At 60.4% G+C, this 12531-nt stretch carries 10 protein-coding genes; 1 reads left to right on the top strand and 9 read right to left on the bottom strand.

Annotation, left to right across the window (positions count from 1 at the left end; translation table 11 throughout):
* The first annotated feature begins 420 nt into the window (after nucleotides 1–420).
* The gene (locus tag H5U38_03215; GenBank protein MBC7186024.1) at nucleotides 421–3144 is read left to right on the top strand and encodes a vitamin B12-dependent ribonucleotide reductase; all 2724 of its coding nucleotides are present in this window, start codon (nucleotides 421–423) and stop codon (nucleotides 3142–3144) included.
* Between the two features lie 19 nt (nucleotides 3145–3163).
* Here H5U38_03215 and H5U38_03210 read toward each other — a convergent pair whose 3' ends face one another.
* The 9 genes from H5U38_03210 to H5U38_03170 all read right to left on the bottom strand — a co-directional run.
* A complete protein-coding gene (locus tag H5U38_03210) occupies nucleotides 3164–3523 on the bottom strand; it encodes a zinc ribbon domain-containing protein (protein MBC7186023.1) in 360 nt (119 codons plus the stop codon).
* Nucleotides 3524–3563: 40 nt separating this feature from the next.
* Nucleotides 3564–3920, bottom strand: a complete 357-nt coding sequence (locus H5U38_03205; protein MBC7186022.1) for an STAS domain-containing protein — start codon at nucleotides 3918–3920, stop codon at nucleotides 3564–3566.
* 24 nt (nucleotides 3921–3944) lie between these two features.
* Nucleotides 3945–4778: a glycosyltransferase family 2 protein gene (locus tag H5U38_03200; protein MBC7186021.1), complete on the bottom strand. Its 834-nt coding sequence runs from the start codon at nucleotides 4776–4778 to the stop codon at nucleotides 3945–3947.
* Nucleotides 4744–5604 (bottom strand): glycosyltransferase family 2 protein, encoded by an 861-nt coding sequence (locus H5U38_03195; GenBank protein MBC7186020.1) that lies wholly within the window; start codon nucleotides 5602–5604, stop codon nucleotides 4744–4746. Before H5U38_03195 ends, H5U38_03200 begins: the two co-directional genes overlap by 35 nt.
* Nucleotides 5594–6637 (bottom strand): glycosyltransferase family 9 protein, encoded by a 1044-nt coding sequence (locus H5U38_03190; GenBank protein ID MBC7186019.1) that lies wholly within the window; start codon nucleotides 6635–6637, stop codon nucleotides 5594–5596. The genes H5U38_03195 and H5U38_03190 overlap by 11 nt, the downstream gene beginning before the upstream one ends.
* A gap of 53 nt (nucleotides 6638–6690) precedes the next feature.
* Nucleotides 6691–8112, bottom strand: a complete 1422-nt coding sequence (locus tag H5U38_03185; protein ID MBC7186018.1) for a glycosyltransferase family 4 protein — start codon at nucleotides 8110–8112, stop codon at nucleotides 6691–6693.
* 24 nt (nucleotides 8113–8136) lie between these two features.
* On the bottom strand, nucleotides 8137–10395 hold the full coding sequence (locus H5U38_03180) for a hypothetical protein (GenBank protein ID MBC7186017.1): 2259 nt from the start codon (nucleotides 10393–10395) through the stop codon (nucleotides 8137–8139).
* A 243-nt stretch (nucleotides 10396–10638) separates the two neighbouring features.
* Complete coding sequence (locus tag H5U38_03175; GenBank protein ID MBC7186016.1) at nucleotides 10639–11187, bottom strand: DUF1854 domain-containing protein; 549 nt, start codon at nucleotides 11185–11187, stop codon at nucleotides 10639–10641.
* A 37-nt stretch (nucleotides 11188–11224) separates the two neighbouring features.
* On the bottom strand, nucleotides 11225–12531 hold a 1307-nt coding region (locus H5U38_03170), incomplete at its 5' end, for an ABC transporter ATP-binding protein (GenBank protein ID MBC7186015.1).

Genomic DNA, 12531 nt, shown 5'->3' with positions numbered 1-12531 from the left:
TAATATAAGCATTCCCCAGCACGCAGTCAAGAGCTTTTTTGCCTGCCTTCCACCACAACATGCTGCCGAAGCGCGCCGCATGGCCACTACATATAGGCGCTCATAAGATTTTTTGTTCGACATGTAGATTTCACTTGACAAATCTCACCGAATTTGGTATATTGTCCGCGGTCTGTCAGAGTGAAGGATGCGGCGGTGAATTGGGTACTGTGGAGGAACTCTGATGAAAGACCGGAAGCGACTGCCAGCTCTGCACGCCTGTTTCAAGCACGATTCGACCCTGCCAACGTCCTTCAACTGAGGTTGAGCGATCGCTTTCTACTAGTCGTGAGTGGGTGGGCCTTTTTGCCTTTGGGAATGGGAGGTTGAACACGAAGCAGCGGTGAGGTCGCCATGCCCGGAACTCGTGATGCGTCGCAAATGGAACTAGTTTCTGACAGCGCAAGCAGAGGGGGTGTCCAGAGCGCCAGACGGACACCGACGCGCGGCTTGGTAATCCCGCGACGCTTTTCCAAGCCCTCGGTTCATCCCTTCGATGAGGTCGAATGGGAAACCCGCGAGGCGGTGATCGTCGACGAAAAGGGCGAAGTCATTTTCCACCGCCGCAACGTCGAGGTGCCAAAGTCGTGGTCACAAATGGCCACTAACGTGGTGGCCTCCAAGTACTTTTGCACCAGGCTGCGGTCCGATTTCGAGGAAACCAGCGTTAAGCAACTCATCGAGCGGGTAGTGCGCACCATTTGCACCTGGGGCATGGAGGACGGTTACTTTGCCACTCAGGCCGATGCCCAAACTTACCACGACGAACTGGTCTACCTTCTGGTGAACCAGATGGCTTCCTTCAATAGCCCAGTCTGGTTCAACCTCGGTGTCGAAGAACGCCCCCAGTGCTCCGCCTGCTTCATCAACTCTGTTGAAGACACCATGGAGTCCATTCTCGACCTGGCCAAGGTCGAGGGCCTGCTTTTCAAGTGGGGCTCGGGAACTGGCACAAACCTGTCCACGCTCCGCTCGTCCAAGGAACGGGTGAGCGGTGGTGGCTTGGCTTCAGGCCCTGTGTCGTTCATGAAGGGCTATGATGCCTTCGCCGGGGTCATCAAGTCGGGGGGCAAGACTCGCCGCGCGGCCAAGATGGTCATCCTGAACATCGACCACCCGGACATTGTCGAGTTCATCAACTGCAAGGCCAACGAAGAACGAAAGGCATGGGCCCTGATCGAGGCTGGGTATGACGGTTCCTTTGATGGCGAAGCCTACAGCTCGGTCTTTTTCCAGAATTCCAACAATAGCGTGCGCGTGCCCGACGCCTTTATGCAGGCGGTTAAGAACAACGAAAAGTGGCACACGCGGGCCGTGCTGGATGGCAAGATCGTGGACACCTATGATGCAGTTGATCTCATGCAGATGATCGCTCAGGCGGCTCATCTGTGCGGCGACCCGGGAATGCAGTTCGACACCACCATCAACAAGTGGAACACCTGCGCTGCCTCGGGCCGCATCAACGCCTCCAACCCGTGCAGCGAGTTCATGTTCCTTGACGACTCAGCCTGCAACCTCGCCTCCATCAACCTAATGAGTTTTCGCAGAGACGGCCTGGAATTCGACACGGAGGCATTTCGGGCGGCGGTGAACATCATGCTCATCGCCCAGGACATCCTCGTGGATCGGTCCAGCTATCCGACGGAGAAGATTACCCGCAATAGCAAGATCTTCCGCCCGTTAGGACTTGGCTATACCAACTTGGGCGCCTTGCTCATGTCGTGGGGCGTACCCTACGATAGCCAGCAAGGCACCGCCCTGGCTGCAGCAGTCACCGCGCTGATGACCGGCCAGGCGTATGTGACCTCGGCGCACATGGCAGAGCGCCTAGGGCCCTTCGCCGAGTTCAAGAAAAATCGCGAATGCATGCTCAACGTCATTCGCATGCATCAGCAGGCGCTCAACGACGTGAACGCCGCACTCGTGCCTTCCACGCTGTGGCAAGCCGCCCAGAAGGTGTGGGAAGAGGCTGTGGCACTAGGCGAGCAGTTCGGTTTTCGCAACGCGCAGGTTACAGCCTTAGCGCCTACGGGCACGATCAGTTTCATGATGGACGCCGACACTACAGGGGTCGAACCAGAAGTGGCCCTCGTGAAGTGGAAGAGAATGGTAGGCGGAGGCAAGGCGAAGCTGGTCAACACCACAGTCCCCATGGCTCTTAAGCACCTGGGCTACACACCCGAGGAGATCCGCACGATTGTGGCTTACGTGGACGCGGAGGGGACCATCGAAGGTGCTCCGCACTTGAAGCCCGAGCACTTGCCGGTCTTCGACTGCGCAATGCGGCCGGCCAAAGGAACGCGCTGCATCAGCCACATGGGCCACATCCGCATGTTGGCCGCGGTGCAACCGTTCATCTCCGGCTCGATTTCCAAGACGGTGAACATGCCCAACGATGCCACCCCTCAGGACGTGATGAACGCCTACATGACCGCCTGGGAACTGGGCCTCAAGTGCATCGCCATCTATCGCGACGGTTCGAAGCGGACGCAGCCTCTCAGTACCTCGGCCAAGAGCGAAAACCAGGCCGAGACCAAGTTCAAGGCCAGCCGTCGGCGGTTGCCGGCCGAGCGACGTGCGCTGACCCACAAGTTCAATATCGCGGGCCACGAGGGGTACCTCACGGTAGGGCTGTACGACGATGGCACGCCAGGGGAAATCTTCATCGTCATGGCCAAAGAGGGCTCTGTGGTCTCCGGGCTCATGGATTCCTTTGCCACCGCCATTTCCTTGGCGCTCCAGTACGGGGTGCCGCTCAAAGTGCTGGTGAACAAGTTCAGTCACACACGCTTTGAGCCTTGGGGCTACACCGACAACCCCGACATCCCATTCGCAAAGTCGATCATGGACTACATCTTCCGCTACCTGGCGCTCAAGTTCTTGCCGCCTGGCGAGCAGGCGGATGCCAGCGGTAACGGCCAGGGACTGCAGGAACTTGTCGCGCAGCGCCCCATGCAGACCGTGGCGGCTCAGCAGCGTGACGATGAAGGGGCTGGCTGGTTGAGCGACACCCCGCCCTGTCCGGAGTGCGGCTCCATCATGATTCGCGCGGGCAGCTGTTACAAATGCTTGAATTGCGGTTCCAACACCGGGTGTGGCGGATGACCCCAGGGTGCGGCGGTCACTAAAGCTCCGCCGACTCGTCCTGCCCCTCTCCTTTTTTCGCTTCGTCTGCTTCCCGAGCCGCTTCTTCGGCAAGTTGGTCGATGTCCTCACCGAGGTCTTCGCCGAGGGCGCTCCCCATTTTCTTCACGAAGCGGGCCACGCTGGCCGGGTCATTCTCGTCGAAGCCGCTCCATTGACTCGGATCGGCCAGCCGTTCCAAGCGCGCTTCTTCCGACAGGGGAGCCGCGAAGCGGGACATAATGCGGCGGAGCTTGGTACTCCCGCACTTGGTGCATTTCTCCTCATCGCCGCCTGAAGGCCAGATGAGGAGACTCACTCTCTTCCCACACGACTCGCAGATGTACTCGTAGATGGGCATAGCTCCTCCCCAATCAGGTTGCTTCGGCCTTCCATTCCCTTCATGAGGGGTTTGCCACTGAGTTGAGCAGGCTGATGGCCTCCTGTTCGCTGGCAAATGTCGGCAAGATCTCCTCCAAATGAGCGATGCGGATGAGGTCCGACACGCGCTTTTGGGTGTTCACCAGGACCATCTTGCCACCTTTGTCGCGCGCCTGGCGCACCCCCAGCAGCAGCGCGCCCAGACCAGAGCTATCGGCATATTCAACTTCGCTGAGGTCCAAGGCGATCTTGTGCGGCGGCTGGCTCAGTAACACTAAGAGTTCAGTCTTCAGCTTTGGGGCCAGAGGGCTGTCCAACCGCTTCTCGTGCAACCGTACCACCTTGACCCCTTGGCGTTCTTCTACGGATATCTGCATATGGTCTTCCTCCCCTGGCGCAGGTCAGTCAGGCCTGTGCTCCCTCTTTGCCGCTTCCTCAATCCTGTGGCGGCCTACCTCGGCAGGCCCAGCGTGGGAGAGCACACACGACTTGCTCTGAAGGCATCCCTGCCAGACTTTCGCGTACTTGGCAAACGTATGCCCTGCCGACAGGAGCGCAAGCATGAGCCCTTGGATACCATCCAAAAAACCTGCCTTGAAAAAGTACATCTTGGCGAAAGTATGCACCGGCCGGGCAAGCATTTCCCATAGGCCAGCGGTTCTCCCTTTCGCCAGCAATGCGTGAGCAGAAAGCGTGGTGTAGGCATTGAGCTTGTCCAGATAGTGCTCCAGCGTCAGATCGGTGTAGTGGAGCAAATGGTGCCGTAGTCGCCCGCAGGGCCCTGCCAGGACGACCCCTTCGTGCACGGGGTCGTCAGAGAAACGACCCTGTCCCCGGCGGAAAAGGCGCACCACACGCCCGGGATACCAGCCGCCGTGTCTTATCCATCTGCCCATGAAAAAGGCGAGCCGCGGAATCTCAAAGCCAGCGACGGCCGGGTTCTCGGCCAGCGCGCTCTGGATCTCGCGGGCGAGCTCTTCGGGCACGCGCTCGTCGGCGTCCAGCCACAGGATCCACTCACCCGTTGCCTTCTCCAGCGCGAAATTCTTGTTGGCGGAGTAACCTTGCCATGGGACGGTGTACACCTTTTCCGTGAACTGCCGCGCCAACTCGACCGTCCCATCATCACTGCCAGAATCCACCACGACAATCTCGTCAGCCCAGGAGACGCTCCGCAGGCAGTCCTCGATATTGTGCGCCTCATTGCGCGTGATGGTGATTACCGAAAGACGCATCGTCTCCCACTGGTTCAAGCCGGCATCTGGGAGCACCGGCGCGCCCATAGGCCTCCCTGAGCTGCTCCCTGTGCTGCAGTTGCCAGATCTTCATGTAAAGGGCCATCTTCTGGAACGCGGACATCGCGCAAAGGACGAAGCCGTGTGTTCCCTCCAAAGCTCCCCCAAGAGCAATGAACTTCCTCAAGAACTCAGACAGCGGATGTAGCACAAAGTCGTACCACCTGGCCCTCGCTTTGCCCACCCGATCGAGCGCCTCCAGGGTCGAATAGCGGTTCAACTTCTGCAGGTTCTCCTCGAGGTCGCGGTACGAGTAGTGGAGCAGCTCTCCGCGGAGGTAGCCGACTGTTCCCTGCACGACGAAGCCCTCGTGCACACGCGATTGCGCTACGCTCACTTTGCTCTTCCGGAAGAACCGCAGCTGATACCCAGGATACCAGCCGCAATGCGTAATCCACTTGCCGAGATATGAGCTGAGCCGAGGCACATAGTAGCCATCACACTTCGGCCCTGAAAAAACAAGGCTCGTCAGCTCATCGCGCAGGGCATCGCTTACCCTCTCGTCCGCGTCCAGGCTCAGCACCCACTCGTGCTTGGCGTGCTCCACGGCAAAGGCTTTTTGGGCTGCATAGCCAGGCCAGGGGCGCTGATAGACCCGCGTGGTGAACTTGCGGCAAAGCTCAACGGTTCGGTCCTGGCTCTCCGCGTCCACCACCACAATATCGTCCGCCCACTGTACGCTCTGCAGGCAAGCTTCGATGTTGTCCTCCTCGTCCCGGGTAATGATCACCACCGAAATGGGGACCGAGGACCGCTCACTGGGCATGCGAACGCCCCTCCTGGCCAGGCCGACTTGAGCTGAGCGCCTCAGCACACGCAGCATAGACTGTCTCCGCCGCCAGCTCGCGCATGCACGCTCCGTCCTCGCACGTCGTGCGATTGCATCCCAAGCAGGAGAGCGACTCGTTACGCACCACTATGTGGCCCGGCCCAAATGGCCCCTGGAGCAAGGGATTGGTGGGCCCAAACAGAGCTACCACCGGCGTGCCCACAGCTGCAGCGATGTGCATAGGAGCTGAGTCAGTGGTCACCAGCAAGCGAAGGCGAGCCAGCAGGGCTGCGAGCTGGTGCAGATCCGTGGGCGGCGCTAGGAGCACATCCCCGCCGGCAGCCGCAGCGATCTGCTCCGCCTGATCTCGTTCGCCAGGACCCCACAGTAGCACAACCCTGGTCCCATGCCGTTCCGCCAGGAGTTGTGCCAGGCGCGCAGCCCTTTCGGGTAGCCAGCGCTTCGCCGGCCAGCCCCCGGAGTTGTTCAAGCCTATGAGCAGCTTGTCGGACAGCCCATTCTTGGCCACGAACTCTTGGGCAAAGTGCCGCGCAGCCTCGGGTACCGGGAACTGAAGTCGCGGCACTCCCACCTGCACCCCGATGGCACGGAGGGCATCCAGGTTGAACTCCACCTCGTGCACCAGGTGTCCACGGGCAGGCACACGGACATTGTATGCCGCTTGCCTGACTCTGAAGTTGAAGCCGACGCGCGTCGGTGCGCCTGTCAACAGAGTAAACAAGGCGCTGCGCGGGTTGCCGAACAGGTCGATGACCAAGTCATAGCCCTTGGCCCTCAACCGCCTCAGAAATCGCACCCGGGCCGCTAAGGGAGCCCGCCGGTCGTGGAGCAGCACCTCATCGACATCGCTGTTCCCCTCCAGCACCTGGCGCGAGGGTGGCTCAGTCAAGAAATCGATTCGCGCCTCCGGGAAGGCCCTGCGCGCCGCAGTGAGCGCCGGCGTGGCCAGCACCACGTCGCCGATGGCCCTCAGTTTGATCAGCAGTATGCGCTGCGGGGAACCTCTCATGCCGTAGTATACGGAATTTTTCGACCCAACGCAAGCATTTTCCTCCAATGACGCTACTGCAGGGCGCGCAATTCCTCCGCGACACACTCATTGCGCACCTCGTCGGCCACCAACCGCACATCCGGGCTGAGCGCGGCAAGCGTCGTGAGAATCTGGCTGCGCCAGGTGTATTGGCGGAGGATGCGTTCGAGGCCGGCCCTGCGCATGCGCGCCCTTTCCGCATCAGTCATTGCCATGATGCGCCGCACCGTCTCCGCCACGTGAGCAACGTCGTCTTGCCGAGTGACAAATCCGTCCACGCCATGCTCGATCTGTTCGGGCAAGCCGCCCGTATCCGAGGTAATGACCAGCGGCCCCTGGCGCCTTGCCTGCATCCGTGTCTCCATGGGCGTCAGGCCGCACGGCTCCAAATAGGCCAAGATAGGCACGGCAACTGTGTTCTTCCACTGCAGCAAGCAAGCGATAAGCTCCGCATCAAAGGCGAAGATCAAGGACATGTCCAGATGCAGGTCTTCCTTGAGCTGCAGGAGTTCCTGCGAACGCGGGGAGACAACGACGACGGCATGCACCGCATCGCGCAGCTCGGCCGCGACTTTCATGACCACGTCGAAGCGCTTGTACGCCACTGCCCTTCCCCATGCCACCATGAGCGGTTTGTCAAGCGGAATGTGGTGTTCGCGCAGCTTTGCCACGATTTCCTCTTCGCTCCGCAGGCGAAAATGCGAGTCATCGGGGTTGAGGCCGTTACCCGTAGGCACGGTGTGTTCCGGACGCACGCCATAGTCCGAGATGAGGTGCCCGCGGATAAATTCGCTGATATAGCCGATACGCACACGCGGCGAGACCTTCGGCCAGTGCATCGCCACCGCCTCCGCCATGAGGCGATCTGGATTGGGCAGGGGCAACTCGTGCGTCAGCGCAGTGGAGTGCACCACGTAGACGGCGCGGATGTCCGCACCGTAGGCGTCGGCCTCCAGGGCCGCGTACAGGGAGGCCAGGGCATACACACAGTCGTGGCAGTAGAGCACGGCTGCCTGGTGGCGTCGCGCAAAGTTCAGCGCCAGGGCAGTGCCCGAGGCACAGGCGTGTTTCCAGTTTTCCACAGGACCAAGGTCCTTCACCCCCCACTTGGTGAACGGCTCATCACCGACGCTGTAGTTGGTGAGGTAGGCCACCTCGCCACCCATGGCCGCCACCTTTTGCCGCGCGTATTCCTCATAGCGCCGGTCGCGGCGGGGGTGGTCTGGCGCATAGGCGATTTCCAAGAAGTAAGGCGTGATCCGTATTCCTCGACGTCGCAGGGTGTCTTGCAGACGGCCCAGGGCTTCCAGGTGGCCCCTTGTCACCGTGCACACGCCCCCGCCAAAGATCTGAATACCCTCAAAGGTGAGGTGTATCACCGCCAAATCAAGTTGGCGGTCATCCTTCCCAAGCCTGCGCAGTTCCTCCTCCGAAATCGTGAATACGCTCTCCATGCTCCGTTCCTTTCCGACCTCTTCTCAATGCTCCTGTGGATGCCCAAAATCGACCACATGAGTGGAATAGTTGCGCAACATGCAGCACACTGTCTCCCGCGCGCCGCGGCGACACACGCGGAAGGGCAGGTCTTGCCCATCTGCGCCCCGGATGGCGCACACTGGACTTTGTCCAGAAAAACCGAGCTGGACCTCAAGCAGGCCGTTGCCTTTGTCCTCGTAAACGAGGTCGAATTGATATTCCCAAAAACGAAGGTTGCACACACCCAGGCTTCGCCCTGCTCCGGGCACCATGCCTTCAGGCAAAGCCGGGCTGAGAATGAAGGCGCCCGGCCGCTGCGGGCTCTCCCGGAAACCGAGAATGCCCCGGATGATGTGCATGGGCATGGTCGCCCCCCAGCCATAGCCCTCCGAGCCCTTTGGTCCGTCAAGGCCCCAACATTCGAGGCTAACGCCAGGCAAGGGGGTGCCTGGCTCCCACGATGCACGGTCCCACTGGCGGTAGACCCGATCCGCTGTCTGGTAGATGAGTCCGCCGGCCATCTCCAACTCGCCCACGCGGAAAAGGATCTCCGCAAACATGAAGAAAAAAGAGGGCCATTCGAGCCAGTAGCGGGGATTGTCCACGTACCAACGAATCCTGGGTTGGAGAAGGCGCACCTGCTCCTCACTCGCCAAGCCACACAGCAGCGGTGCCAGATTCGTGATGTCCCAGTAACCGTTCGGGCGAACCCATTCCAGGCTGCGTCGGTCAAAGTCGCAAAACCAGTTTCCCTGCCACATCTGGCCGACAAGGGCAACGAAGCGCTGCCGCTCTTTGGACCAGTGCGCAGCTGGTAGGCCAAGCGCCTTGCGCAGTCGCACCAGCACATCGACACTGCAATACAGACCAACCTGCAAGTCCACCGGGCGAAGGTGTTCAACCAACTCCCCTCCGGTGGGCTGCGCCATGCGGAATTTCTCCGAACAGTCCTGACCGCTCTCCCAGCTGCATTTGTAGAAACCCCACCCTTCTCCGTCGCAGCGATTTTTCAGCCACCAGCTGAGGTAGCCCTCTAGATGGGGCAGGAGCCCCCGCAGCCAAGAGCGGTCTCCAGTGCGAAGAAACACCGATTCGATGCAATAAAACGGGAAGCACCAGGCGGGTGAGGTACCGCATTCGCTGCCATCGGCCGCAACCATGTTGGTCGAACCGTCCTCGCGAGCGCATGGCACTTGCGGCGCAAGCGCATCCGTGAAGGCGCCCAGCAATACTTCCTTGGCGAGTGATGGCTCGGCGTAGCTGAGCATCATCATATCCAGGGCGGTTTCGGCCAGCACCACGCGCGGCTTCTGCACCTGCATGCCATCCCATGGCCTGCGGAAGATCCCTGCCGGCTGACGGACGCACATGCGCAAGGTCTCCCAGTCGTAAACCCAGCCATGTCGCCAGTGTGCGGGCCAATCTCCCACAAGTTGCGGACACCTGCGCCAGAAGGCGTTATCTTCCCTCCTTTTGGCAGGGATCGTGCACGGCCGTTGAGCTGGCCTGCTGCGGAGAACAGTCAAGACCTCAGACTCTGACCAGCCCCTGGCCACCCTGCACTCAACCACCCTTTTCTCGCGCGGGTCGAGGGCAAGCGGAATCTCCATCAGCGCCCCGCAGAGGTTTTCTCCTGGCTTGAGTTGCCCGTGGACAAGCCCTTCCCATGCAAGCAAGAGTTTGTCGGTCCAGGGGCCCTGTGGGCCTGTCAGCTCTACGGTTTCCGGACGGAGGGACGGCAGCACGCCGAAGGCAGGTCCTTCGGCAAAGCTGCGCATCATCAATGCCCCGTGGGACGGTAGGTAGCGCCCAGCTGCCCCAAATTGCCACAAGCCAGCGCGGTCCTGGCCAGAAAAGTAGCTCACCAGCATCACCAAGGCAGCATCCAGGGACTTGTCGCTCGAATTGCCGAGGCGGCAGGCAATCTCGAGGACCTCAGCGCTCGCCATGGCGAACTCTGCGGTGAGCTCCAGGAAACCCAGACGTGCGTGGTGGACTATCAGGTTCTTGCTGTGGTGGGGGCACACCATCTCGGCCCCGACGTGGGCCCAATCGCCGCCAACGACAGTCGTGTTGCCCATCCGGAGGCCCACGTGCAATGACAGCGCCGCTGAACAGTGAGTCACGTTCGGGTAATGCCAGACCGCCCGCAGAGGTGAGACGATGCGCACCAAGCCCGCGCGGTGCAACTTCCAGGTATGGCCAGGGTTATCGAGGTAACCGAGAGGCGTATAGTTGTCGGTCGGAAAACCGGATCTCACTTCCCAGCGGCCCTTCCGCAAAGAACCCAGCTCCTTTAGGGAACACACTTTGGCGCGCGTAATATAGCACAACCGCGCCAGCTTTGCAAGAAGTTTATGCACCCCGCGTGCCGGTGGGAGCCTTCCCGCGCTTGTCAGAGGCAACAGGAAGACAAAACGCATCGCAGCGCCGAGCTGGACAGTCCTCAGCGAAAGCAGGCCAACCTGCCGCTGTCTTACTACCCTTGGCGGGCTGCGCTTGCGCTACCAGTAGATAAAACGCATGAGCTTGTTGCGGTCGGAGCTTGGTAGATCAGCAACCGAGGGGATCACATAGCGGTTGTCGAAGGTATCGAGCAACACCTTGCCATTCTGGCCGTACTCCAACGCCTTCTCGTGCTGCCATCGCATGCTGAACTGCGTGCGCCCACTATCGGTCTCCACGTCGAAGAAGATGAGGCCGTACTCCCATCGCGTCTCGTAGATGCGGCGAATACGCTGCTCGTAGTACTGGCGGCCAAGACTCTGGCGTATGAGCTGCTGCGTCTCTCCCGGAAAATCCTCCAGGCGCTCGATGACGCCGATTTCGTGCTCCTTACCGCGCTCGTCCGTGTACCACACCGAGATGAAGTTTTGCGGAAAGCTGATGGGAAAGGACAAGAGGCAGTGCACGTTAGCGTAGGCCTCCTGGTCATCGACAATGCAATGCAATGAACCTAAGCTGCCGATGAAGAAATGGGAATTCTCGGGCGTGAGGTAGCGCACACCCACCTCCCGCAAAGTAGCACGTCCGCTGTCCTGAATCTCTGACATTGTCTCGCTCCTCAGCGTCGCAACTCGGCTGCGACCCCTACGCCTCCAACTTGGTCAGGCGAGTTTGAATCATGACAAGCCGATAGTAAAGGCCTTCCTTGCTCATGAGCTCCTCATGCGAACCTTGCTCCACAATGCACCCGTCGTCCAGGACATAGATGATGTCCGCGCCGCGCAGGGTAGAAAGACGATGGGCGATGGCTATGGTGGTCCTCCCTTTACAGAGCACAGAAAGCGCTTCCTGAATCTGGAGCTCCGATTCGGTATCTACGTTGGAGGTGGCTTCGTCCAGGATCAGGATGCTCGGATCACAAAGGAGCGCTCGGGCGATGCTGATGCGCTGCTTCTCCCCGCCGGAAAGGCCTGCACCTCGCTCCCCCAATCGCGTATCGTAGCCACTTGGCTGCCGCATGATGAACCGGTGAGCGTTAGCCGCCTTTGCGGCGTCGATAATCTCGGCAGGCGTGGCATCCGGACGCCCGTAGGCAATATTTTCGGCGATGGTCGCTCGAAAGAGAAACGGCTCTTGCAGCACCAGCCCCACGTGGCGGCGGAGGTCTTCGTTGGACATCTCGCGCACGTCAATCCCATCGATGAGGATTTGCCCCTGCTGCGGTTCGTAGAAGCGGCAGATGAGGTTGACCAACGTGGTCTTGCCAGAACCGCTCTTGCCCACGATCCCCACGAGTTGCCCGGGTTCAATCACCAACGAGATATTGCGCAGAACCGGGTCGTAGGGGTCGTAGCCGAAGGTAACGTTGCGGAACTCGATGCGGCCCCTGACGGCACGCACAGGCCGCGGGTGTTCTGGTGGGCGCAGGGTGACATCGGCGTCGAGCACCTCAAAGATCCGTTGACCGGCGGTGAGAAAACCGGTCAGCCAGTTGGAAAACATGGTCAGCGCCGAGATCGGCCCATAGAACATGCCCAGGTAACCCAGGAAGGCCATCAACGTCCCTAGGGTTATCTGCCCACCGATGACACTCCTGCCACCGGCCAGCCACACAATCAGCCCGCCCAGGCTGAACGCATAGCCGAAAATGGGGAAGAAGGTCGCAGATCCACGGTCCACAGCACGCCGGGAGTCGCGCAGGTAGCCAGCCACGCCATCGAAGCGCTTCTGCTCCCGGCGCTCCTGGGCAAAGGCTTTCACGGTGCGAATACCCGAAAGCATGCCGTTGAGCAGGGCGGCAAGCTTCGACTGGCTGTCCCAGAAACGATAGTAGCGGGGATAGATCGTGTGCCAAAAGAACCATGTGCCCAGCACCACGAACGGCACCGGAATGAGCACGAATAGGGCCAGCCGGGCGTTCAGGCTAAAGAGCATGAAGCCAATCCCCACCA

It is taken from the genome of Calditrichota bacterium, assembly GCA_014359355.1.
Taxonomy (GTDB): domain Bacteria; phylum Zhuqueibacterota; class Zhuqueibacteria; order JANLFK01; family Oleimicrobiaceae; genus Oleimicrobium.
This window is presented reverse-complemented; position numbering and strand designations above follow the sequence as displayed.